General features: G+C 61.4%; 25 protein-coding genes and 1 pseudogene. 3 read left to right on the plus strand and 23 right to left on the minus strand.

All coding sequences use genetic code 11. The annotated features are described in order from the left end of the window. From DY926_RS00410 to DY926_RS00420, 3 genes are all read right to left on the minus strand, one after another. On the minus strand, positions 1-1,912 hold a 1,912-nt coding region (locus DY926_RS00410; RefSeq protein WP_241502968.1), incomplete at its 3' end, for a PHP domain-containing protein. Further along, positions 1,909-3,447: a Y-family DNA polymerase gene (locus DY926_RS00415; protein WP_274541786.1), complete on the minus strand. Its 1,539-nt coding sequence runs from the start codon at positions 3,445-3,447 to the stop codon at positions 1,909-1,911. The genes DY926_RS00415 and DY926_RS00410, both read right to left, overlap by 4 nt. Further along, a complete protein-coding gene (locus DY926_RS00420; protein ID WP_116701571.1) occupies positions 3,347-4,123 on the minus strand; it encodes an ImuA family protein in 777 nt (258 codons plus the stop codon). Before DY926_RS00420 ends, DY926_RS00415 begins: the two co-directional genes overlap by 101 nt. 264 nt (positions 4,124-4,387) lie before the next feature. Here DY926_RS00420 and DY926_RS00425 point away from each other — a divergent pair, with 264 nt between their 5' ends. Next, complete coding sequence (locus DY926_RS00425) at positions 4,388-5,026, plus strand: SOS response-associated peptidase (protein ID WP_116701572.1); 639 nt, start codon at positions 4,388-4,390, stop codon at positions 5,024-5,026. 324 nt (positions 5,027-5,350) lie between these two features. Continuing rightward, entirely contained in the window at positions 5,351-5,947 is a 597-nt protein-coding gene (locus tag DY926_RS00430; protein WP_116701573.1) for an HNH endonuclease, read from the plus strand. A gap of 294 nt (positions 5,948-6,241) precedes the next feature. On the opposite strand, the gene DY926_RS00435 is transcribed toward DY926_RS00430, so the two are convergent. The 19 genes and pseudogenes from DY926_RS00435 to DY926_RS00530 form a co-directional block, all read right to left on the minus strand. Then, positions 6,242-6,673, minus strand: coding sequence for a ribbon-helix-helix domain-containing protein (locus tag DY926_RS00435; protein ID WP_196778552.1), 432 nt, complete (start codon positions 6,671-6,673; stop codon positions 6,242-6,244). Beyond that, the gene (locus DY926_RS00440) at positions 6,673-8,658 is read right to left on the minus strand and encodes a conjugal transfer protein TraG (protein WP_116701574.1); all 1,986 of its coding nucleotides are present in this window, start codon (positions 8,656-8,658) and stop codon (positions 6,673-6,675) included. The genes DY926_RS00435 and DY926_RS00440 overlap by 1 nt, the downstream gene beginning before the upstream one ends. A gap of 396 nt (positions 8,659-9,054) precedes the next feature. After that, the gene (locus DY926_RS00450) at positions 9,055-10,818 is read right to left on the minus strand and encodes a relaxase/mobilization nuclease domain-containing protein (protein ID WP_116701576.1); all 1,764 of its coding nucleotides are present in this window, start codon (positions 10,816-10,818) and stop codon (positions 9,055-9,057) included. A 223-nt stretch (positions 10,819-11,041) separates the two neighbouring features. After that, positions 11,042-11,719, minus strand: coding sequence for a lytic transglycosylase domain-containing protein (locus DY926_RS00455; protein ID WP_116701577.1), 678 nt, complete (start codon positions 11,717-11,719; stop codon positions 11,042-11,044). Continuing rightward, positions 11,706-12,044 carry a DUF736 domain-containing protein gene (locus tag DY926_RS00460; protein ID WP_116701578.1) on the minus strand — a complete coding sequence of 113 codons (339 nt, stop codon included), beginning with the start codon at positions 12,042-12,044 and terminating at the stop codon, positions 11,706-11,708. The genes DY926_RS00455 and DY926_RS00460 overlap by 14 nt, the downstream gene beginning before the upstream one ends. Before the next feature lies 1 nt (position 12,045). Further along, positions 12,046-12,588, minus strand: a complete 543-nt coding sequence (locus DY926_RS00465) for a S26 family signal peptidase (protein WP_116701579.1) — start codon at positions 12,586-12,588, stop codon at positions 12,046-12,048. Further along, positions 12,585-13,064: a DUF2840 domain-containing protein gene (locus DY926_RS00470; protein ID WP_087607725.1), complete on the minus strand. Its 480-nt coding sequence runs from the start codon at positions 13,062-13,064 to the stop codon at positions 12,585-12,587. Before DY926_RS00470 ends, DY926_RS00465 begins: the two co-directional genes overlap by 4 nt. Further along, complete coding sequence (locus DY926_RS00475) at positions 13,061-13,303, minus strand: hypothetical protein (protein ID WP_116701580.1); 243 nt, start codon at positions 13,301-13,303, stop codon at positions 13,061-13,063. Before DY926_RS00475 ends, DY926_RS00470 begins: the two co-directional genes overlap by 4 nt. A gap of 118 nt (positions 13,304-13,421) precedes the next feature. Beyond that, positions 13,422-14,060: a ParA family partition ATPase gene (gene parA / locus DY926_RS00480; RefSeq protein WP_116701581.1), complete on the minus strand. Its 639-nt coding sequence runs from the start codon at positions 14,058-14,060 to the stop codon at positions 13,422-13,424. Beyond that, positions 14,057-15,112 (minus strand): replication initiator protein A, encoded by a 1,056-nt coding sequence (locus tag DY926_RS00485; RefSeq protein WP_116701582.1) that lies wholly within the window; start codon positions 15,110-15,112, stop codon positions 14,057-14,059. The genes parA and DY926_RS00485 overlap by 4 nt, the downstream gene beginning before the upstream one ends. Beyond that, positions 15,112-15,402, minus strand: coding sequence for a helix-turn-helix transcriptional regulator (locus DY926_RS00490; RefSeq protein ID WP_010510522.1), 291 nt, complete (start codon positions 15,400-15,402; stop codon positions 15,112-15,114). Before DY926_RS00490 ends, DY926_RS00485 begins: the two co-directional genes overlap by 1 nt. 247 nt (positions 15,403-15,649) lie before the next feature. Continuing rightward, the gene (locus DY926_RS17465) at positions 15,650-15,787 is read right to left on the minus strand and encodes a hypothetical protein (RefSeq protein WP_010510524.1); all 138 of its coding nucleotides are present in this window, start codon (positions 15,785-15,787) and stop codon (positions 15,650-15,652) included. Positions 15,788-16,064: 277 nt separating this feature from the next. Then, entirely contained in the window at positions 16,065-16,910 is an 846-nt protein-coding gene (locus DY926_RS16960) for a GIY-YIG nuclease family protein (RefSeq protein WP_148707724.1), read from the minus strand. A 119-nt stretch (positions 16,911-17,029) separates the two neighbouring features. Next, on the minus strand, positions 17,030-17,644 hold the full coding sequence (locus tag DY926_RS00500; protein WP_241502969.1) for a DUF2285 domain-containing protein: 615 nt from the start codon (positions 17,642-17,644) through the stop codon (positions 17,030-17,032). A gap of 16 nt (positions 17,645-17,660) precedes the next feature. After that, a pseudogene (locus DY926_RS17745) lies at positions 17,661-17,843 on the minus strand (transcriptional regulator domain-containing protein); the annotation flags it as partial. An 89-nt stretch (positions 17,844-17,932) separates the two neighbouring features. Continuing rightward, the gene (locus DY926_RS00510) at positions 17,933-18,211 is read right to left on the minus strand and encodes a DNA -binding domain-containing protein (protein WP_116701584.1); all 279 of its coding nucleotides are present in this window, start codon (positions 18,209-18,211) and stop codon (positions 17,933-17,935) included. 10 nt (positions 18,212-18,221) lie between these two features. Continuing rightward, positions 18,222-18,506, minus strand: a complete 285-nt coding sequence (locus DY926_RS00515) for a helix-turn-helix domain-containing protein (RefSeq protein ID WP_116701585.1) — start codon at positions 18,504-18,506, stop codon at positions 18,222-18,224. A gap of 172 nt (positions 18,507-18,678) precedes the next feature. Then, positions 18,679-19,002: a DUF736 domain-containing protein gene (locus DY926_RS00520; RefSeq protein ID WP_010510531.1), complete on the minus strand. Its 324-nt coding sequence runs from the start codon at positions 19,000-19,002 to the stop codon at positions 18,679-18,681. A 589-nt stretch (positions 19,003-19,591) separates the two neighbouring features. Next, entirely contained in the window at positions 19,592-20,053 is a 462-nt protein-coding gene (locus DY926_RS00530; protein WP_116701586.1) for a hypothetical protein, read from the minus strand. A 526-nt stretch (positions 20,054-20,579) separates the two neighbouring features. Here DY926_RS00530 and DY926_RS17190 point away from each other — a divergent pair. Continuing rightward, positions 20,580-20,831: a hypothetical protein gene (locus tag DY926_RS17190; protein WP_158551894.1), complete on the plus strand. Its 252-nt coding sequence runs from the start codon at positions 20,580-20,582 to the stop codon at positions 20,829-20,831. 190 nt (positions 20,832-21,021) lie between these two features. Here DY926_RS17190 and DY926_RS00545 read toward each other — a convergent pair whose 3' ends face one another. Then, positions 21,022-21,957 (minus strand): DUF2493 domain-containing protein, encoded by a 936-nt coding sequence (locus tag DY926_RS00545; RefSeq protein ID WP_116701589.1) that lies wholly within the window; start codon positions 21,955-21,957, stop codon positions 21,022-21,024. Positions 21,958-22,079 lie beyond the last annotated feature (122 nt).

Here is a 22,079-nt window from a genome sequence, read left to right on the forward strand (position 1 = left end):
TAACTTTCATCCGGGCGGTCTCCTCTGAATGGTCTTCCGACCTCATCATGGCACATTGATGTCGCATGGAGGCCGTCCACCCCATCTGTATGGGGCCAGGTCGGACAATGGCCACCTCGATCACCAGATCATAGAACACCCGGGGCCTGAGACGCGGCAGCATGGACATCTGCGCCCGGCTCTCGATCTGGAACACCCCGATCGTGTCGGCCTTCCGGATCATGGCGTAAGTTCGCGGGTCCTCGGCCGGGATGGTCTGCAGCGTGTAATGCTGCCCCTTGTGGTCGGCCAGAAGGTCCAGCCCCTTCTTCATGCAGGTCAGCATGCCGAGTGCCAGGACATCCACCTTCATGAATTTCAGGACGTCGATATCGTCCTTGTCCCATTCGATGATCTGGCGAGCGTCCATGGCTGCCGGCTCGATCGGCACCAGTTCATCCAGCCGGTCATGGGTCAGCACAAACCCGCCAGGATGCTGCGACAGGTGACGCGGCACGCCGATCAGGCAGCGCGCCAGATCCAGCGTCAGCCGGATGCGCCGGTCGGACAGGTCGATCCCTGTCTCATTCAGCGCGTCCTTATCCAGCTTGCGCCCCCAGCCCCAGATCTGGCCGGACAGGGTGCGAATCAGGTCTTCGGGCAGACCCATGACCTTGCCGACATCGCGCAGCGCCCCCTTCGCACGATAACGCGTGACCACCGCCGTAAGGGCAGCGTGGTTACGACCATAATGGCCGTAAATCCACTGGATGACCTGCTCCCGGCGCGCGTGTTCGAAATCCACGTCGATATCGGGCGGTTCGCGGCGCTCTTCGGAGACGAAGCGTTCAAACAGCAGCGACGTCCGTGCCGGATCGATGGCGGTAATGCCGAGCACGTAGCAGACAGCGGAATTGGCCGCCGATCCCCGCCCCTGGCACAGGATGCCCTGCGATCGGGCGTAACGGACGATGCTGTGCACAGTGAGGAAATACGGCGCGTAATCCATGCGCCCGATCAGGGCGAGTTCATGGCTGAGGGTTTTCCTGACCTCGGGCGGAATCCCTTCGGGATAGGCCGTTGCCGCCCCTTCCCAGGTCAGGGCTTCGAGCGCCTGCTGCGGCGACTGGCCCGGGACGGAGACCTCATCGGGATACTGATAGGCCAGGTCATCAAGGCTGAAGCGGCAGCGCTCCACGATCTCCATGGTCCGGGCCACCGCTTTGGAATAGCGGCTGAACAGTCGCGCCATTTCTGCAGGCGGCTTGAGGTAGCGGTCCGCATGGCGCTCCCGCGCGAACCCGGCCTCGTCGATGGTGGTGTGGTCGCGGATACAGGTCACCACATCCTGCAGGATGCGCCGATCATGGGTGTGGAACAGCACGTCATTGGTCACGACCGCTGGCACCCGCGCCTGATGGGCCAGGTTCGCCAGTTCATACAGCCGCATCTGGTCATTGGGCCGGCGCCGCAGGGTCAGCGCCATATAGGCCCGGTCGGCAAAGGCGTCCTTCAGCTTGCGCAGATGCAGGGCGCAGGCATCATCCGCCGTATCCGGGAGCAGGATGACAAGGAGGCCCTCGCCCCATGCCACCAGATCCTCCCAGAGCAGATGACACTTCCCCTTCCCGGCCCGGGCCTTGCCAAGGCTCAGCAGCCGGCACAACCGGCCATAGGCGGCCCGGTCCGTCGGATAGACCAGCACGGGCGCGAAATCGGCAAGGTCAAGACGGCAGCCCACGACCAGGCGAATGCCCGTCTCTTTGGCCGCGACATGGGCCTGTACCATGCCCGCCAGCGAATTACGGTCGCAGATGCCCAGCGCTTCAATGCCAAGGGTCTTCGCCTGCTCGAACAGTTCAATCGGTGAGGACGCGCCGCGCAGGAACGAGAAATAACTCGTCACCTGCAGTTCGGCGTACTGCACGCTCATTCAAAGAGACCATGCAGGAACCAGCCCTGTGAGCCGGTCTCGCCATGTTCGCCATCCCCGGTCCGGTAAATCCAGAATGTCTCGCCGCTGGTATCTTCCACCCGGAAATAGTCCCGCACGGTGGTCAGTTCGGCATCCCCTTTCCACCATTCGCCAAACACGCGCTCAGGGCCATCAGCGCATCTGATCCGGCGGCGGATGCCGCGCCAGATGAAGAAGACCGGCGGATGGTCGGGCAACACCGCCATGGTCTGGATCGGCTCGGGACGGGGCAGCAGGCGCGTGGGGCGCGGCCAGTGATCCGGCCAGTCCCTTGCGTCCTCGGGTGCGAGGGCAGGCACGCGGCAGACGGCCCGCTCGGGCACGTCGCTTTCCACCGGGGCGAAGCGATACAGGGCCTGCGTGCCGACACGGTTGGCAAGGGTGTCGATCAGGTCGGAGACATCAGCCTCTTCCTCCTTGATCAGGGCGGATACACCCTGGCGGTGCAGGATCGGCTCGGCCAGTGACGCGGTCAGCACCATGCGCTCGATCCCGAAGCCCGGATCGATGGTCTCGATCCTGTCACAGAGCAGACGGGTCAGGCGTCTGACGTCCCGCACCGGCATGGCCGTGGCCACACGAACGGCCTCGATGCGGCTGTCCATCCGGTGCAGCAGCAGGTCGAGGCGGCGCACGCCCTGCTCGCGTTCCTCCAGCCCGGCGCACAGGGGCGGCACGAGTTTGGTGATGTAACGGGCTATGGTCTCCGCGGCACTGATCGGTTCGGCAAAGTTCTGGCTGACCTGCACCGGCGTCTGCAGCCGGACCGGAACAATGGCTTCTGCCTGTCGTCCGAAAGCCTGGTCCAGCCTGCGGGCGACATCCGGACCGAAGCGCAGGGCCAGCGGTGCGCGCGGCATGCCGGCCAGCGGGCCGATGCGTGATACGCCCAGCCCATGGAGGTCATCGATGAGATCGGCTGGCAGGCGTAGGGATTCGATGGGCAGATCGGCAATCGCTGCCGCCGTTTCACCGTGCGGCACGATGGTGATGCGTCCCCGGCCATAGCGGGCCAGCGCATGGGCGGCGCCCCATGTATCGGCAATCGCGGCCCGGGCCGTGATCCCGGACTCCTTCAGGCGGGTGACCATGTTCTCCAGCATGGCGGCCTCACCCCCATGCAGGTGATCCGCACCGGTCGTATCCAGCACGATGCCGTCTGGCGGATCGGGGGCCACGATGGGGGCGATGCGGTGCTGGAACCACAGGGCCAGCCGCTCCAGCCCTGCCCGGTCACCGTCCGGGTCGGCATCCATGATAAGCAGATCGGGATGGAGCGCCTGCGCTTTCGCGACAGGCGTGCCCGGACGCAGGCCCAGCCTGCGGGCAGCGAGATCGACCGACAGGATGACCCGTCGCCGCCCTTCCCGCCCGGCCAGCGCCAGTGGGCGGTCAGGCGCGGGCGCGTCGGTGCCCAGCCGCTTCCTGAGCCGGTCTGTCGGCCAGAGCGGCAGGTAGAGTGAGACGACACGGTGCCAGTCTCCCTTTGGCATCACAGGCCTCCACTTCGAAATCGGCGCATTCGCCCGCGCGGGCACGGATGAGTTCCAGCAGCCAGCGGGACCGGCCAACGCCGGGGACCGGCAGCGGCACGGATGGCAGGACGGATACCCGCCACCGGGTGACTGAAGCCGTGGGCTGGCCAAAATCGGCCGCATCCGTCTGCCGCCGCCAGCGCCGTATGACGATGCCCAGCGCGCCGGATGTCTCGGCCGCCAGCTGCAGGCGGCGTGACGCTGTCATGGACAGGCGGGCCACCTCGGCCACGACCGCGCCCAGACCCTGATGGCGCAGTGCTTCCTCGAAACAGGCCAGGACATCGACGTCCGAACTGGCCGCGACGTAAATGGTCCGTCGCGCCGACAGGCCAACCTGCTGCAACGCGGGGGCATACAGGTCCTGACGGGTGGCGATCCAGAGCACCTTGCCCCGTGTCCGCGCTGCGATCCCGGCAGAAAACAGGCCGGATGCTGCAGCATTCAGGGCGTCATGGCCGCCGCCGGCCACCTCATGCAGCGCGCCCAGCGCCAGGCCGCCATCCGGCAGGCGACCGTCAATCTCGGGCACGCCGAAGGGAAGCACCCCTCGTCTGCGTCGGCCCTGGCCTTCAAGGCGGCTGACCTGAGCTCTCAGCGCCTCCAGCGCAGGATGGGGTTGGGGTGCGGGCATGGGGTCGGACAGTCCATTCGGGTGTTTCTGGCACGAAATCAGTGATTGTGTTCATTATTTGTTCTGGTACGGTGACGAATGTCAACCCATTCTGGAAAAGCGGCTGTGATCCGGACGCGGACGCAGGGCTGCCACACGGTCCAGGCTTGATGAAAACTGTCTGGATTGCAGGGGTTTATCAGGAACAGTCCGGCCATCCCCTTCCTGCAGGGTGGATACTGCCCGGCAGGACACCCATATCCGGACTCGTGAAAGGAAGGCGTGATGTGCAACCTCTATGCGATGACCGGCAGCCAGCAGGCGATCCAGGAGGCGGCCCGGGTCATGACCGACCGCACCGGCAATCTCCGGCCCCTGCCCGAGATCTGGCCCAACACCATGGCGCCCATCGTGCGGAACGCGCCGGATGGGCGGGAACTGCTCATGGCACGCTGGGGCATGCCGACCCCGCCGGGCTACCTGAAAGGTCATAGGGTCGATCGGGGTGTGACCAATATCCGCAATCCCACCTCGGCCTGGTGGAAGCGCTGGGAAGGTGTGGCGCATCGCTGCCTGGTGCCGCTCACGTCTTTTTCCGAACCGGAGCGCCTGCCGGATGACACCAGCAGGCCCGTCTGGTTTGCCCGCAGCGATGGGGCGCCGCTGGCTTTTTTTGCAGGGATCTGGTGCCAGTGGACATCAGTGCGGAAACTGGCGGATGGCGAGACGACGAATGACCTGTTCGGCTTCCTGACCACCACAGCCAATCGGGAGGTCGGTGCCATTCATCCGAAAGCCATGCCGGTCGTCCTGACCCGGCAGGAAGAACTGGATCTGTGGATGCAGGCGCCCTTGGACGAAGCACTACAATTGCAGCGCCCCTTACCTGACAACGCCCTAAAGATGGTAAATGCTCCGCGGTAGGCAGTTATTAAATGTCGCCTTTGGGGGGAACGGTAGGTCCGCTATTAGAACAGATGATCGTCAAGCGGACATGGGGATGATGGACATGGAGGAGGAGAGAATGGCCAGAAAAGATCGGATTGAAATCCCATGGGTTCGGCAGTTATTTTCGGTCCTCAAGAACGGTGAACCACTAACAACAAATCATAAATGTATGAATTTTCATGAAAAATCCCATCTTCTTGGTATGTTAGTAAAAGCGGACTGATCGACGTTATTAAAATTAAGCCGATCACGACTATCAAAGCTACAAAATATTTAATTGAAACAAAAAATAAAGATTTGATGACGCATTTAAAGAACACTCTCACACCGGGGATTATTTTCGAGACGCCTGTTTCTAAAGCTGAAAGTAAAATCGTTGATTGGACGCACAAAAAAGACGGCACTCCAGTCATTAGATACACAAGTCTCGGCACAAAAAAAAATGAACAGAAGTTTGATACCGATGCTCGAGCCGAGATAAAAAGGATCACCAAGTTAGCTGAAATTTCTCAGAGACAAGGGCAGTTAGAATTTTCAGCCAGAATACGAATGAATTATGGCGGCAAATGTGCTGTCACTGGCTGTGATACACGAGAAGCACTTGAAGCTGCGCATATCAAAATCTACAAGGGGGCAGATGATTTCTCCTCAGATAATGGAATATTACTTCGTGCAGATATTCATGCGCTATTTGACTCCCTATTATTTACGATAAATGAAGAAGGCAAAAAGATAGAGATCTGTAATGAATTGAAAGGCAGCATATACTCAGATCTGCATGGTAAAGAACTTTCCACTCCAGTATACGGTCCACCTCCATCAAAAGAAAATATTGCTCATCATCGAAAACGATTTCGAAAAAGAAGAATGAGAGGAAAAATAACATCGTCGGCGTAATGTCTGCTTTGAAGGCAATGAAGCGCTTTATCTATCGTCCAAAATGAGGGCGTGAGCGGACCAGTCCGCAGGCACACTGTTTTTTTGGTAACGGTGCGTGTCATGGTCTATGCGCAATTCAAAAAACACATTGAGAATACAGGGAGTGTCCAGTCACGTTCCCCTTGTTGCTATGACCAGTTCTTAACTTTAAGTCTCAGGCATTCTATGCAATTCGCTAAGAGCAGTGGTCACGAGCACCGCGCCTAACATATAGGCATGCGCTGCGATAAGTTGGTCGTCATGTCACGAAGCCTATGGCGACGGCGGATGATTTACGGAATCAGTTGAATGCAACAGTTCCTCAGCAAAGCCATGACTGCCTGCCAGACGGCGGCCGACAGCCTCGACAAATCCGTCATAGCGTTCCCTACCCTTCGCCCGCGCGGCTGCCATGGCCCCATCGGGTAATGGCGGCGTGCTGGTAAGCCAGAAACGCACGAACACGGCCAGCGTCTCGTTGGTGATCGTGATGTGGCGATCCAGCCGCTCGATCTCACGCGTCATGTGATCCAGCCTACGGGACAGGGCACTTTCCAGGCGATCCGGACCGTCGGGCGACAGGAAGGACGCGAGCGCCGCCTCGACGACCGCTGCCTGGGTCACACGCCGTCGCGTGGCATATTCGGCGATGCGATCCACGAGATCGGGCGGAAGCCGGAAAGTATATTTGCCGCGCACAACCATCAGAGTCCCATATGATCGCCCGGATCGAGCGAAACCTGTCGCGCGAAACCGCGCTGCCGCAGCACGGTATTTTTGACGACCCGCTCATCTTCGGTTTCATCGGGTGGTTCAAATTCATGCACCGGCCGCCGGGGTTCCGGGACGATTTCCTCATGTTCGGGCAATTCCCGTTCACGTCGGATCCCGGCATTGGCTGCATCGTCATCGCTTCCACCGCTGCCTTGAGGTGCAACCGGCTGAATGGCGTCGGCCCAGTCCCCGGGTTGAATCGGCTTTTCCGGGCCTTCGATCGCCTGTTCCCTAACAGGCGTTGGCGGCGTGCTGACACGTCGGGCCAGTTCAGGATCCTCGAAATATCGTGCCTTGCGTGCCCGGATGGGCGGGCATCCGGACACCATGACCAGTTCCTCATGGTCGGGCAACTGCATGATTTCCCCCGGTGTCAGCAGAGGCCGGGCGGTTTCATGACGAGTCACCATGAGATGCCCCAACCAAGGCGAGAGCCTGTGCCCGGCATAGTTTTTCGCATCGCGGATTTCCGTGGCGGTGCCAAGGGCGTCAGACACACGCTTGGCGGTGCGTTCGTCATTGGTCGCGAAGCTGACCCGTACATGGCAGTTATCCAGAATGGAATTGTTCTGGCCGTATGCCTTCTCGATCTGGTTCAGGCTCTGGGCGATCAGGAAACTCTTGATCCCGTATCCTGCCATAAAAGCCAGAGCGCTCTCAAAAAAGTCCAGCCGCCCCAGGGCCGGGAATTCATCCAGCATGAGCAGCAGGCGTTGCCGATGCCTGGCTCCGCTCAGTTCTTCCGTCAGCCTTCGGCCAATCTGGTTGAGCACGAGCCGGACAAGCGGCTTGGTGCGACTGATGTCGGATGGCGGGACAACCAGATACAGTGTGACCGGATGCGGCCCCGTGACCAGATCTACGATCCGCCAGTCACAGCGCCTCGTGACATGCGCCACGACCGGATCCCGGTACAGGCCTAGGAATGACATGGCGGTGGACAGGACGCCGGAACGCTCGTTATCGGACTTGTTCAGCAATTCGCGGGCGGAACTGGCAACGACAGGGTGCACCCCTTTTTTCCCGAGATGGGGTGTTGTCATCATGATCCGCAGTGTCGCTTCGATCGAGCGTCGCGGGTCGGACAGGACATTGGCAACGCCAGCCAGCGTCTTGTCGGTCTCGGCATACAGGACATGCAGGATGGCGCCGACCAGCAGCGCGTGACTGGTCTTCTCCCAGTGGTTACGCTTTTCCAGCGCACCTTCCGGGTCAACCAGCACATCGGCGATGTTCTGCACATCGCGCACTTCCCACTCACCGCGCCGAACCTCCAGAAGCGGGTTGTAAGCATGACTTGCCATGTTTGTGGGATCGAACAGGACCGCGCGACCGAACCGTGCGCGCCAGCCTGCGGTCAGCTGCCAGTTTTCTCCCTTGATGTCATGCACTATAGCCGATCCCGGCCAGGTCAGCAGCGTTGGCACGACCAGCCCCACACCTTTGCCCGAACGCGTTGGCGCAAAACACAGGACATGCTCCGGCCCATCGTGACGCAGATAACGGCGTTCCGCCATCTGGCCCAGCACGACGCCGTCATTATCGATCAGGCCGGCATGGCGCATGTCACGCGCATCGGCCCAGTGGGCTGAACCGTAGGTCGTGGCCCGTTTCTTCTCCCTCGCGCGCCACACCGCCATGCCGATGGCGACTATCACCGCAACGATGCCGCCAGAAGCTGCGATATAGCCGCCCGTCTGGAAAATATCCGGGGCATAGGCGTCAAAAACAAACCACCACCAGAAAAACGTGGGAGGATAATAAACTCGCCACCCTGCCAGCATGAACCAGGGCGCACCAAGCTGGGCCTGATAGCCCAGTCGCCATGCTGTCCACTGCGTGGCGGCCCACATTGAGGCCAGCACGACAAAGGTGACAGCCAATACGGAACTCCACAGAATTCTTGTAGCGCTCATGGAGAAGTGAATTCGACCATTCCCTGCACCGATCAAGATTTATCCGCGTGCTCAGAAGCGAAGGGACGGAAACGGACAGAAACAGGACGGTTCGGCCGTCAGAGAACGCCCACATGACCACATGCCATGCGAGAAGAGCGACTCAGGCCCGACTCACACCCAGTTCATATCCGCAACGAAAACATTCCCTTATCGTTGATAAGAGGCACGGAATGACGGATTGCAGGGCTAATGACGAACGACATGTCTATTGCGGATGACAATGCGCCGTTCAACCACTGGTTGAAGACCGGTCTGCGTGCCCTGTTCAATGACGTCGTTCGTGAACCAATCCCTGAAAATCTCCTACGGATCATCACCGAAGCCGAACCAGAGGTCCGTTCCCCCGCTTCCGACCTAGATGCCAAGACCCCGCCTGCGGCCAAACGTCCAGTCAACGCTGCCACCGGGTGACAGTGTACCACTGACATGCTGGCCCAGTTTCTGCTCCAGCGCTGGCCGCCAGGGCACGAGCTGGAAACCTAGCCCGTCATCGACCATGGCAAAGCGCCCTGATGAGAGATTGACACGCTGGCGGTAAATACCAGCCACCGTGTCTCCTTCCTTTCCCGTATGACGGATCAGTCCGGTCTCGGCCGCGATGCGGCTGGCCGCCTGATCCAGGTCGCGCTGGCGAAGGGTATCGATCAGATTGCGGGCAAACACCAGCCGCTGCCCCTGCTGACGGGCCAGCCCTTCGGCTACCAGGCGCTCTGCCCGCTGCTGCATCGCCTCGCGCGCCTCAGCCCCGAAACCTGCATGGGCGAGTGGCGGGTCACGCGCAACCAACTGGCGGTCCAGCCATGTGGCACCCGGCGCCGTCACCTGCTCTGCAAGGGTGAGGTCCGACCGGGTGGCCAGCGAGAGGCGCGCGTTTCCCTTCCCGTCCTGCCAGGACCGGGTTTCGACAATGGCACCGGCCTTTCCATCCCCGGTAAGGTCCAGTTCCGGAAACCTGATATGATGGGTCCGTCCATCAATACCAGCGATCACGGCATAACCTGATCCTTTCAGTTCATCATCCAGCCCGCGCTCGACCAGTTTCCCGATGACCGGATCGTGCACCTGTTCGCCATGAATGGCGAAGCCACCCACGTCGGGCGCATCTCCCTCACGCGCCATGGCGCGATGCATTGTCGTGATGATGTCGCCCCGTGTGGCAAGATCCCGCAGGGTCGCTTCCATACCGGGCTTCAGAGTCCATTGGGCCACGCCGACCTTCTCGGCCAGGCCAAGACTTTCAAGCCGGGTCGCCCGTCCGACCAGCAGTCGGCGCAACTGGGGATCCTCTCCCCCGGCACCAGGACGCAGGTCGGCCACACCGCCGCCTTCGTCGCAGACATCCTGCAGGGCGCGATCAAGGCTGGTCCAGCGATCAGCGCCGATCTCGTTTTCCAGGGCAGTGCGGATTTCATGTTCGCTGCGTGGGCCGAGTTCCAGCGTGACCCGCCCGGCCGCCCGGTCGCGCAGACCCCGACTGATATAATCCCGGTCAATGACAAGATCCCTGCCATCATTGGCCACGCCCCGGACAAGGATATGGACATGCGGATTGTCGGTATTCCAGTGATCGACGCCAACCCAGTCCAGCCGCGTGCCCAGGTCTCGCTCCATGTCCGCCATCAGGTCACGGACAAAGCCCTTCAGGTCCTCCATGCGGGCGGCATCTTCTGGCGAGACGATGAAACGGAAATGATGCCGGTCATCGGCACAGCGTTCGGCAAACGCCTTTCCATCGGCCTCCTCCGTGCCGGCATCGAACAGATGCGCCTTCGCGCCATCTTTCGTTACCCCTTCACGGCGCAGATAGGCGATGTGGCGGGCGAGTGGTGCCGAGCGGAACCGCGCGCCGCGCTGGCGGACCACCCGTGCCTTGACCACAACGCGCCGGGCGTTACTGCGCAGGCGCGTGGACAGGGCGGCGCGGCGGCCGCGGGCGAGATGCGAACCGCCGCCGCGGCCACCCCGCCGGCCGCCGCCGCCAAAGCGTCGACCGACATGACCGGCCTTTCTGGCCGCGCGCGTGACCTCACCGACAAAGGATTTCGGACGGCCGCCGCCCTGGTTGCCATGCTGGATCCGGCCGGGCCGGACCCGGAGATCATCGTCACCAGCGCTCATGGGAGGCTGGCACGCAACGCATTGATAACAGGGCAGGAACAGGCCGGCATGCCAGCCACCCTACCATCAGAACTGACAAATTCCTTAACCCCCTCAACCATTTGCACCCCCGCAAGGGCGGTGCTTTTAACTTGCCATCCCTTCCTCCTTCCCCTGCAAACCCCCTGCCCCCCAGCCTGACCTGTCCCGCAGCCTGCCAGCGCCCGATCGCCTGAACCGCCGGTCATGGATGGTCTCCTGAAGCAGCCGGGCGCACAAAGAGTCCCGGCGCCTGCGGTGCGAGGCCAGACCATGCGGCGACCGGCACACCGTCGGAAAGCGGACTGGCCTGCACGGCATCAGTGGAGCGAAGGGCCGGAAAGAGGGAAGAAACCTGCCATGACGGGGTTATTGCCGCGTGTATTGGCATGTCCGCCCCGTGCACTCCGCCTGCAAGATTGCGGACGGATGCGACGTAATGCAGCGTCTCGTCAGGCAGCGGGCGGCCGGTCAGGAGATGGTCTTCATAGCGTGCCGGACCAGCATTATAGGCTGCCAGAAACCCCGCATCACCGTAGCGGTCATGCATCTGCCGCAGATAGGCCGCGCCCGCCAGGATGTTGTCATGCGGGTCGAACGGGTCTTGGCCCAGACCCAGATCGATGCGCAGAGACGACCACGTTACGGGCATGACCTGCATCAGGCCCATTGCGCCCCGGTCGGACACGGCATGGACATTGCCTGCGCTTTCCGCCTGCAGCACTGCGCTGATCCATGTCACGGGCATCTGCACTTTCGTTGCCGCCTCCGTTACAAAACCGGCATAGGGATCGGCACAGGCTGCATGCGGTGTCCCTGCCGTCAGGATAGCGGCTGACAGGGTCCACCAGTGTCGCCGCATGGGCCTGTCACGTCCGGTCATGACGTGCCACCGGACGGTTCCAGACCAGATGGAAGACACGCCCCTGCCGGTCGGACTGGAACAGGTTGGCGTGAATCGGCTGCGGCAGAAGGGGATCATCAAGAACGATGGAGATGTAGTCTCCTGCCTTCTCGCCGGTGCGTTTCCAGCCCGCGCCGATCTCCATGCCGTTGCCAGCTTCCCCAAGATGGATGCGGTAATCGGGTGCATGCCTGGCATCCGATGGCGCTGCCGGGACAAAGGTCAGTTCGGCATCAAGGGCGAGCGTACGCAGGCGTCCGGCAAAGCCGTCCGCCGTGCGCGTAAAGGTTCCGATCTGGGGCATGTCACGCTCCACGGGAAAAGGGTTGTGCAAGGAGGGAAGCGGACCGCGTCCAGACAGGTGTGGCGCGACCGAGCACGCTGGTAGCAGGCAGGAGACCAAAATACCGGCCATCCAGGCTGGTCGGCATGTCAGGATTCATGACAAACACCTGACCGGGCCAGACAGTCTGGCACCCCCGCCAGACCGGTAGCGGGCGACCGAGATGATCGCGGACAAGAGCCGTGCCACGTGTGACGCCGTCGACCGAAATCGTGTTTTCTGTCCGGCATACCGTCTGCCCCGGCAGGGCTGCGACCGGCTTGAGCAGCGGCACGCCACGCGGCAGGTATCCGCCCCGGGCCAGTTGATCGGCAATGCCGTCAGGCAGGTGGATCGCCACCAGATCTCCCACATGAAGCGCGCTTGCGGCATGCAGCCGGTAGAGGCCCACCGGCGTGCTGGCCGTGGCGTTCCAGAGCAGCCACGGTGTCGGATGGAAGGCAGATGACAGGCCAATGCCAAGACAGGCAAAATACGTGGAGAAGAATGCACCGAACCGGGTCATGACGTGACACTCCGCCGCTGGAGCCATGCCGCATGACGCTCGGGCGTGTAGGGGCGGGCCACCTGTCCGGCCGCCATGCGGTTATGGACATGGCGCCAGTGATCGGGGCACACGGTGGCTGCATCCAGCCCCATGGCCTCGATCGCATCCACGACCTGCAGCACCCTGCGGACATGTGGCCAGCCGCTCACCCGCAGGAGAAGATGGCCACCCGGCGACACGAACGGCACACGGTCGCAGCCCTCGCCGGGCAGCGGGACGCGCACGATGTCGAGGCGGGAGACGACGGTGCCATAGTCATTCGACGCCCAGCGCACGAAGCCGAAGACGCTGTCAGGCGGGAAGCTCAGGATACGGCGCCGACGGTCAAGGATCTGCTCGTGCGCGGCGCGACCAAAACGGATCCAGTGCTCGATCCGCTTCTCGACCCAAGTCAGTTCGACATGGGCCGTGGTATCGTGTTGGGAGTGGATCATCGGTCTTCTCCGGGGGAGTCGGGGAATTCACGTTCGAGGCATGCGCGCAGCATGTCGGCAACGGTGATGCCGCGCCGGAAGGCCACCACCTTGATGCGCGCGCGCAGGGCCGGGGTGACATCGATGGTCAGCCGGGCGGTATGGACCGGCGCGGCCGGACCGGTCCGGGGCGCACGGATCCAGCGATCCGCGTCGCCGGGCCGGGCCGCAAACGGACCTTTGCGGGCGGGGATGCTCATGGGCCATGAAATCCGTCAGGGCCGTCCCCTGCGTCCTGGGCGAGGGAATGGCGCCAGCCAACCATGCGCAAAGCGCCACGCAGAAGGCCGGGAAACAGTCTCAACGACGTCGGGAGAGTCATGATACCTGCCTCCCCACATCGCAGCACAGGGCGGCAATCTCGCGGGCAGCTATCCCACGCGGGCGCCAGTCCATGACCAGGCGTCCAGTGCGCGCCGTATCGGCGAAGGCGACACGCTGCCCGATCCGTGTCGCCAGCACGGGTGGATCGTGATCGGCGAGCGCCAGACCGGTTTCGCGGGCGATGGTGGTCCCCGCCCCACAGCGGTTGAGCACGAAGCGGGCCAGAAGCGTCGGACGGAACAGCCGTGCCTCGGAGAGCAGGCGCAGCATCTCCGCCGAAGCCCAGCCATCGAACGGGGAGGGCTGGACCGGGATCAGCACGAGATCGGTCGCAAGCAGGGCCGAACGCAGCAGGCCTGCAACCCTGGGCGGCCCGTCGATGACGACGTGATCCACCTCATGGGCCAGTTCGGGTGCTTCCCGGTGCAGCGTGTCGCGTGCCAGCCCGATGACCCCGAACAGCCGGGGCAGGCCTTCACGGGCACGCTGTTCCGACCAGTCCAGCGCCGAACCCTGCGGGTCGGCGTCGATGACCGTCACGCGTCGCCCTTCCCGCGCCCACTGCCCGGCAAGATGCAGTGCCAGGGTGGTCTTGCCGACGCCACCCTTCTGGTTGAGGAAGGCCACGATCATGGCGTGCCCTCCTGACTTATCCACAGGCCTGGGGCGCCAGCAACATCAACAAAGTTAGATTCTTTTAAGTTAGAGTCTAAGTTAAGGGTGCCGTAACCACCAGTTTTTACGTCCTGATTCGGCGTTTTCGATGCATGATAGCACGTGTCCCGATGACGTGATGGCACGTGCTTATCCACACATGATGGCACGAGCGGATTCACAGGAAGTCCACAGGAGGGTGTGGATAACCTGGCGCGGGCGAACACCAGAATTTCGATCCCGTCGCGGTTGCGTTCCACCGATAACCGGTATCCCGGAAGGGGCTGGCGGCGTGCCATCTGACGCAGTTCGAGGCTGAACCGGGTGAAGGACGACAGGCTGGCCGATTTTTCGTACAGATGCCGGAATTCGAAGCGCCAGCCGCGTCGCTGATGGCCACCATGCTTGCGCACGACGCGGTAGAGCCAGCGCTCCAGCCCGCCTGTCAGGGAGAAATAGGCCCGGTCAATCGTCAGCACAAGCGCGTCATTGAGCAGGGCCGCATAAAGCCAGTCCGGGAGCACCAGTTCGACCCCATCGCTCTGCCCCCCGCTATCGGTGCGTGCGGCCCATTCGTTGATCCATGAGAACCGGTGCAGGCGTTTTTCGGCGGACTGACGCAGGGATGTCATGATGGAGGTCGCCTGAAGGCGGTTGAGCGCGGCCCGCAGCCGGTTATAGTCGCGGATACTTGTGCCCCGGCCGATGAAACGCAGGATTTCGTGGGGGCTTGCGACCATGCGACGCGATATCCGACGCCCTGCATCCCGGGCTTCGACAATATGGCTCGCGGCCCAGATCAGGATGTCTGCATCCCAGATCGTGGCGAGGCCGTGTTCCGCCGACGCTTCCACCCGAATGGTGACGCCGCCAGCCTCAAAATCGATCGGAACGATGCGGGGCGACTTGGCCAGGCTGAAAAAGGGAAAAGCCATGAGATCCTGCATGTCCCGTGGCGCCATGTCACCGGGCAGCGTACGGAACAGGTGCAGGCTCGCTCGCTCGGAGCGCAGCGGAAGCGGGGCGTCCATCAGCGCTCCTCCCGTCGCACGGGAGACGGCGGGATCATCGGACTCCGTCGTGCGGCAGCCGGAATGACGCGTGCCGTGGTATCGGATGTATGGGCGCGGGCAGCACTGTCCACCCAGGCCTGCAGTTCATCCACCCGATAGACAACGCGGCCGCCCAGCTTCGAATAGCGGGGACCGGTGCCGTAGATCCGGTGTTTTTCGAGTGTGCGGATGGACAGACCGACAAATTTCGAGGCGTCGGGTGTGCGCAGGTAGCGCGGTGGCATGGTGACGTCGGAACTGGATGTCATCGGACGGCTCCCTGTAGCTATCGCAGGTCGCGGGACAGGTGCGGCCTGTGGGGAACAGCGTGACAAAACGGCCTGTATCGGGACCAGCTGCGATCTCGTGGAGGTGCGAGATCGCAACTGGACAGGGTAAGGCTGGCGATAATGCGCGTTCTGTCCGGGTGTGATCGTCCGGGATCAGGAACGAAAGTCACAGGTTTTTGTCAGCGGCAATGCGGGCTGACCAAAAAACTGGAAAGAGAAGCCCCCGTCAGACGGGGGCCTCGGCATCACGGCGTGCGAGCGCTTCCCTGAGTTCCCGCTCGACCTGTCGGCGCTCGCGGCGGCTCAGGTGACAGCTGGTCAGTTCGTTACGCAGTGCGTGGATGGTATCGTTGAGTGTGATCATTGTCCTGCTCCTTTCGTTTTTCGAAGACAGGACAGACGGCTCATGCCCGGGTGGACCGGGTCAGGGATCGCCGCAGGCGACCGGCTTGCCGGCGTGTGGGGGAGCCGATTTTGTCTGACGCGCCCGACATGGGTGCGCCAGACAAAATTGGGGGGACCGCGCGTCCTTGACGCGGTTCGCTTCGCGCATGGTAAAATAGGAAGGCTGAGGGAAAGCCTATGTTTAGACCCGGCAACATGAAAAAATCAGGATATGATGATATTGGATCAGCTAATGGCTAGTAATGTGTAAGTAGAATGTCGTTCCGATCCAAAACGATAGCCTGAACACAGTCTTCCATTTTGAAATGGTTCTGAAACCATTTTGCTATGGGTTTACAATTGACCCGGATACGAACAGCTCCGGAAGAATTAGCTTTCCGATCAATCAAAGAAATTACGGGCTTACTATCTCGGTTACCGAGATATATCCGAATATGTTCATCGTGATCCCCTAATTCCCGACTGGCTTCGACTCCTGGATTGATCCATCCCTTCTTATAATAAGTGTCGCCGAGCTTGATTTCAAAGCGGGCCGTTCCCTGAGATGGGAGCTTATCGACGGGAGAGCTTACATCTATGTCCTCTTCTCCTAACTCCTCGATCTCACGTTCTTCGGTTTCAGTGATCGTCCCCTGTTTATCGCGGCCATTCCATGGAGGATTAAACTTTTCAATAAGTGCATCTTCCAATCCAGCGGCAATGTTGATGCTGAATGTACTGTAGCAAAGATGCATAAGATGGGAGGATGTAGTGGCAAACACATATATCCGAACGTCTTGCCCTTGGTTTAACAGGTCCCGGATTTTTTCGTTACAGCGCCAGTTGGTCCGTTGCCTTTGATGCGGATTCTTATATCCCCGAAAGCGCTTCTGAATTGTCCCAGCTGTTTTCCCTATATACAGAATGTACTCGTTATGAACGAAAGCATAAAGCGAGTTTTTGCTTTCAAGCAGAATCCCGTTTTCTTTGGCGTGGAAACCATCCAGAATGTAATCAAGTTTTCTATCACTGGACGTAAGTTCCCATTTCCCGACATCTCTAAAGCCGATTTCGATTAACGCGTCCGCATTTTCATCACACATAAAGACTTCCCACGGTAAATTTGCGATTACATTGACGGCATATAAAGTATGCCCCGCGTAGTGATGATGGCTCCCCCATATGTTTCATATGCCGATAGACAATAAAACTGTTTTACTATTCATATCCGTTCCCGAAACGGATGCAGCAACAGACGACGATAATTCCTCTGTCTCATGGAATTGGCAAGCCGGGCCAGACGATCCATGCGTGCCTGCAGGTCATGCCCGATCCAGTCCCGTGCAGAAACGGCTTCCCGCCGGAACAGGACTGGTGCCATCTCGCGACGACTGGCCCCTGCCCCGCTTCCATCCAGAAAACGCAGGGCAAGAATCAGGCGTTCCCGGCGCGCTGGCGACAGTATGGTGGGATCACGTCCGGCCCTCTGCCCCATGGCGGCACGCCACAGTCGCAGGGCAGCGGCAATACGGATTTCAAACAGGCGATCAAAGGGCAGAAGAACTGCCCTCCCGTTGCTCTCTGGAGCAAGAGCCAGGACGTGCAATGTTGTTCCAGCCAGATGAATGACAGTTTCGGTGTTTCCGACTGCCTGTGTCGCCTCCGGCAGAGTTGACCGAAAACCCAAGCGGTCGTCAGTCAGGTCCACCGGCATCGTGGTCAGAACCGTCACGCCCGGAAACGCGCGCGCCGTCCAAACCGCAGATGACGGCACTTCCGCATGATCCGCAGGGTCGAAATCGCAACCCCCAGTGCCGGGCGAAGGCCTCGGCTTCATCGGGATGCAGCGTTCCTGCCTGTGTCGCAAGTTGAAGCCTGCGCCGGTCGTGCTGGAAATCTGAATTACGGCACAGAAACTGCAGGGCAAAGGCAGGGGCGTTGAGTGACCGCAGGCTCTCGTACGCGCCTGCCGATCGCCAGTTGGCGCGGCTCATGGCGTCATCTCCGATGCAGAACGGGGGTAACAGGGCGAGCATTCGCCCCGCCCGATTATGTCCTCAGATGACCGTTCGCGCTATCCCTGCGCACCGCAAGACCCGTTGCGGTTCATGCAACGGGCCAAGGGTCAGTTGGGGGCACCGCCACGCAGGAGATGACGGAAACCATGAGACGTCATCCAGTGTGCCCGGGCAAGATGGCTCATCCAGCACTGCCGGGTACGCTCCGGATCGACCGCGGGATCACGGTGCAGGACCAGGCGGGCAACATCCTGCCAGTCGGCCTGGTCTGCTTCTGCATCCAGTAGCCGCAGATAGGTGATCAGGTGCTGCTCGTCATACCCGGTCAGATAGGTGGCTTCAGGGGCGACATCAGCAACCGCAGGGTCGCGTGGCGGCTTGTCCATGGCAGGTTACTCAGGAGCGGTTGCGGGGACGATGACGGACAGTCTGCCCTGCCACTGGATCGGAAGTCCCGTTAAGAAACATGACGCCATGGCCCCTGTCGGATGTGATGAAGAGGATCCCTGCTGTTTCCAGTGCGCGACGGACCTGATCCGCAGTGCTCTCATGAACGGTCAGGCCGCGCTCGGACTCAAGCCGCTTGAGGGCAGTCAGCGCTACAAGGGCGTGCGTGGCAAGCTCTTCCTGCGTCCAGTTCAGCAGGGCCCGTGCCGCCCGGACTTGTCGGCCAGTGATCATCCATGATCACATCCGACAGACTGACGGCCCGCACCAGAAATACGACTATATTAGTCGCTTTGGAGCCGTTCAAGTCCGATGTCATAAGGTGCCGCCTTTGTCGGGGGCACGGGCTGGGTCCGTCTGGTGGGAGGAACCCCGCCCGGACAACCGGGCGGGGTATTAGGTGGGATCAGTCCCCGTTTGGCCGGCGGGGCCGGGTCCAGATCAGGCTGTATCCCTCGCCGTCTTCGTCCCGGAACAGATTGGCGAAGATCGGGGCGTTGAAGCTTGGGTCGTCGAGCTTGAGGGACAGGTAGTCGCGTCCCTCGCCGGAGCGCTTCGACCAGGCGGCTCCGATTTCGGCCCGGCCCACGAAGACCCGGTAGCTGGGTGCGTTGTCGTTGGCGCGGTTGGCTTCCGGCACGATGCGGACATTCTTCGTCTGGAGGGACAGGGTGGCGATTTCGCCCTGGATTTCGTTGCCGACCTTCTTGAAGGAACCGATGTTGGCCATGTGACTTCTCCTGCTGTTATCGGGCGGCGACCACCGCGGCCTCGATGGCGATCGTCCGCCCGAAGGCGATCGACCGGGCATCCGCTTGCGGACCGCAGCATCGCGGAGGACGGCAACGGCGGAACTTTCTTGTCTCGCGAGGAATGGGGCGCAGCCCCAGGGGAAGAAAGTTGCGACGTGCCGTTGCCCAAGGGCGATCGAGGCGCAGCTGTCCTTCGGGCAGATCAGCCAATGAAGAGGACGTGATGGTCGCTGCCTGACAGCATTCCCGGAAGAAGACGTGGCCTTACTGGCTGTTCCTTCATGGTCGGCCGATGCTCAAGCCAGGGTGTGGGTATCACCCGCGCTTACGGATCCCGACGAAGAACCGCATGCCTGCCCCTGACCTGCCATGCTGATGACATCAGGCTGCGACTGAGGTTTGGGTATGCCGGGATAACGAATCTGCCTTTCGGCAGCATTCCGGCAAGCCCATGCGCATCACTGTCCCACGGGCGGTCGATTGACGCTCTGACGCCCTTCCCCTTCGATCCTGTTTCAGGAACGCGTGATGAATCGAGGGAAATACAGCCTGGTCTGGACGCGCCTGTTACCCGGGGTGCGAACGGGAACTGCGCCTGTCCATATCCTGATCCTGTGCATCGGCCGGGACAAACGCCCACATACGGACCCATGCCGTGCCCCCGACGAAGGCGGCGCCTGTTATGGCAAACAGGTGTGCCCAGACGCCGGAGGACAGGCCGGTCTGCGCCAGTCCCAGCGTCGTGTCGTAACCGGCAAGTGCTGCCGGTATGGCGAAGATCAGTGCCAGTATCATCCTGAACCAGACGACTGCAACCAGCGCAAACGCCATCTGGCTCGCGAGCAGTGTCGCAACGCCTGCCAGGACTCCTGTCACGATGGCGCCGACCGCACCACTCCCGGCGTGGATGGCATGCAGGAAGGCGACCACGCCAATGGCGAAAGGCAAAGCATAGATGGCAAGGGTGAAGACCAGCCAGCACAGAAGGCCGACGCTGGCGACGCAGAGGAAGGGTGCGACAACAAACATGGTGCGATCTCCGCTGGACACGGCTGAACGATCGCGTCTGCCACCTTGACGCAGCGAAACTATAGCCGAACTCGGCGGCGGCCGTTACGTTGAAAACATGGCGCGATGCAGGTCATGTTCGCGCCATGCGGATCCGTCCCTAATGATGCAGGAACCCCATGCCGGTCTGCATGGCGGTATGCAGCACATCCGACCAGATGCCTCCTCCTCCACCGCCCGGACCGCCCCGGCTGCCTCCTGGTGGACCGCCGGTTTCTGATCCGTCGGTAACGGGCAGGCCATCATCGTCTAGGGGTTGCCGGTGCTCGGCACATCCGGAGAGACAGCAGAAACAGCAAAGGATCGCCATGAAACGGGATACCGTACACGCCATTCAATCCGATCCGCCGATCTGAATTTTTGATACATCCACGTCTTCGTGCACGTTTGTAGGTGGTGTTCCGCCCTGTCTCTGCCCTTCGCGTGGGCGGGGTGGCGGCGGACTGCAGCGGGTGGCAGAGCGGTCCATATCCGGTGGAAGCCTCCTGTGGCTCCCGAAGTCATCATCGGGCGGCCCATCGCCGCCCATGCCCCCGCCCATCATGCCGCCGGGTCCACCCCCCGGCATCATGTCCGACATACCGCCGCCGGGACCAAAGCCGCCCCCGAAACCCTCTGTCATGCCACCATGAAATCCGCCCCCCATATCGGGGCGTCCTCCCGGTGGCGGCCCCCTTCGACAGGTGGTGTCATGATCATGGCCCTGTCCATGGCAGGCCCCCAGCGCGAGAGGCAGTAACAGGCAGAGGGATGCGGGAAGCTGGCGGATGGGAAGCATTCGGTTTCAACAGTCATCAGGAAGGTGCCAGAACATTATCGGGCTGTCCGTCCCGATATCCGTTACGAAGTTTTATTTAATGATTCCGACTGTATGGCCGCATGACAGGTCCTGATACGGAACCGTCATGCGGCTATGGAAACGATGGCGCCTACACGCCACCGCTGCCGAATTTCCAGACCGGAATTCCGAGTTTTCTGGCCTTGTCAGCAAGGTTTTCCTGAATGCCGGTGCCCGGAAAAACGAGGACACCGATCGGCATGACGTTCAGCATGGCATCGTTACGCCGGAAGGGCGCCGCCTTGGCGTGTCTGGACCAGTCGGGCTTGAAGACGATCTGTGTGACCTTGCGGTGTTCAGCCCAGCGGGCCGCAATCAGTTCGGCACCCCGGGGTGAGCCTCCATGCAGCAGGACCATGTCAGGATGCCGACCGCGCACCCGATCGAGACGGTCCCAGATCAACTGGTGGTCATTGAAGTCCAGGCCACCGGTAATGGCCACTTTCGGACCTGGAGGGACCAGAAGTTCGGTGTCAGCCCTGCGACGGGCATGCAGGAAATCCCTGCTGTCGACCATCGTGGCGGTCATGGTGGGGCGACTGACCAGCGAGCCGTGTCCGGGGCGCCAGGACGAACCGGTATGGCGTTCAAAGAGATCGGCAGCATGATCGCGGAAGATCTCGTAGGCATTGCGTCGTTCGATCAGGGTCTGGCCCTCGGCCAGCATGCGTTCGAGTTCGACCGAGCGGATCTCGCTCCCATCCTGCTCCCGCTGCGCCTGCTTCTGCGCCTGTTCGTTCCGGTCCAGTTCACGATCGACCTGCGTCACCGTGCGGTGGAAGACATTGACCATGGACCAGAGCAGGGTTTCAAGGTCGGGTTCCAGACGGGTTTCACTCAGCGTCGCCACCATGGCGTCAAAGATATCGGCCACTGCGCCGCCAATGGTGCTGGCTTCCGGTAACGGCCTGGCGTCGGGTTCGTCTTCGAAAGGGCGATAGCCGTAGAGCTGGAGCTCAGTAAGGACATGATCTGTCGGTGACGATGCGTGGGCGGGTTCGAAGCTGTCATCCTGCGTGCAGGTCATGAGGGGTCTCTCCGGTTTCAGTCGGCCGCGCCCATCGCGGCCTTCCCGGGGGCGAATTGCGGCGGTCGGGACAGGCCGGAACCGCGCTCGCGCGGCCGGAGCAACGCGGAGGATGACCGGTG

The organism is Komagataeibacter melaceti, from assembly GCF_003403295.1.
Classification (GTDB): Bacteria; Pseudomonadota; Alphaproteobacteria; order Acetobacterales; family Acetobacteraceae; genus Komagataeibacter; species Komagataeibacter melaceti.

Excerpts from the sequence above, each read along its gene's own strand:
- DY926_RS00415 (WP_274541786.1), bottom strand. The coding sequence starts at position 3,447 with ATGCCAAAGGGAGACTGGCACCGTGTCGTCTCACTCTACCTGCCGCTC.
- DY926_RS00420 (WP_116701571.1), bottom strand. The coding sequence starts at position 4,123 with ATGCCCGCACCCCAACCCCATCCTGCGCTGGAGGCGCTGAGAGCTCAG.
- DY926_RS00425 (WP_116701572.1), top strand. The coding sequence starts at position 4,388 with ATGTGCAACCTCTATGCGATGACCGGCAGCCAGCAGGCGATCCAGGAG.
- DY926_RS00430 (WP_116701573.1), top strand. The coding sequence starts at position 5,351 with ATGACGCATTTAAAGAACACTCTCACACCGGGGATTATTTTCGAGACG.
- DY926_RS00435 (WP_196778552.1), bottom strand. The coding sequence starts at position 6,673 with ATGGTTGTGCGCGGCAAATATACTTTCCGGCTTCCGCCCGATCTCGTG.
- DY926_RS00440 (WP_116701574.1), bottom strand. The coding sequence starts at position 8,658 with ATGAGCGCTACAAGAATTCTGTGGAGTTCCGTATTGGCTGTCACCTTT.
- DY926_RS00450 (WP_116701576.1), bottom strand. The coding sequence starts at position 10,818 with ATGAGCGCTGGTGACGATGATCTCCGGGTCCGGCCCGGCCGGATCCAG.
- DY926_RS00455 (WP_116701577.1), bottom strand. The coding sequence starts at position 11,719 with ATGACCGGACGTGACAGGCCCATGCGGCGACACTGGTGGACCCTGTCA.
- DY926_RS00460 (WP_116701578.1), bottom strand. The coding sequence starts at position 12,044 with ATGCCCCAGATCGGAACCTTTACGCGCACGGCGGACGGCTTTGCCGGA.
- DY926_RS00465 (WP_116701579.1), bottom strand. The coding sequence starts at position 12,588 with ATGACCCGGTTCGGTGCATTCTTCTCCACGTATTTTGCCTGTCTTGGC.
- DY926_RS00470 (WP_087607725.1), bottom strand. The coding sequence starts at position 13,064 with ATGATCCACTCCCAACACGATACCACGGCCCATGTCGAACTGACTTGG.
- DY926_RS00475 (WP_116701580.1), bottom strand. The coding sequence starts at position 13,303 with ATGAGCATCCCCGCCCGCAAAGGTCCGTTTGCGGCCCGGCCCGGCGAC.
- parA (WP_116701581.1), bottom strand. The coding sequence starts at position 14,060 with ATGATCGTGGCCTTCCTCAACCAGAAGGGTGGCGTCGGCAAGACCACC.
- DY926_RS00485 (WP_116701582.1), bottom strand. The coding sequence starts at position 15,112 with ATGGACGCCCCGCTTCCGCTGCGCTCCGAGCGAGCGAGCCTGCACCTG.
- DY926_RS00490 (WP_010510522.1), bottom strand. The coding sequence starts at position 15,402 with ATGACATCCAGTTCCGACGTCACCATGCCACCGCGCTACCTGCGCACA.
- DY926_RS17465 (WP_010510524.1), bottom strand. The coding sequence starts at position 15,787 with ATGATCACACTCAACGATACCATCCACGCACTGCGTAACGAACTGACC.
- DY926_RS16960 (WP_148707724.1), bottom strand. The coding sequence starts at position 16,910 with ATGTGTGATGAAAATGCGGACGCGTTAATCGAAATCGGCTTTAGAGAT.
- DY926_RS00500 (WP_241502969.1), bottom strand. The coding sequence starts at position 17,644 with ATGAAGCCGAGGCCTTCGCCCGGCACTGGGGGTTGCGATTTCGACCCT.
- DY926_RS00510 (WP_116701584.1), bottom strand. The coding sequence starts at position 18,211 with ATGGACAAGCCGCCACGCGACCCTGCGGTTGCTGATGTCGCCCCTGAA.
- DY926_RS00515 (WP_116701585.1), bottom strand. The coding sequence starts at position 18,506 with ATGATCACTGGCCGACAAGTCCGGGCGGCACGGGCCCTGCTGAACTGG.
- DY926_RS00520 (WP_010510531.1), bottom strand. The coding sequence starts at position 19,002 with ATGGCCAACATCGGTTCCTTCAAGAAGGTCGGCAACGAAATCCAGGGC.
- DY926_RS00530 (WP_116701586.1), bottom strand. The coding sequence starts at position 20,053 with ATGTTTGTTGTCGCACCCTTCCTCTGCGTCGCCAGCGTCGGCCTTCTG.
- DY926_RS00545 (WP_116701589.1), bottom strand. The coding sequence starts at position 21,957 with ATGACCTGCACGCAGGATGACAGCTTCGAACCCGCCCACGCATCGTCA.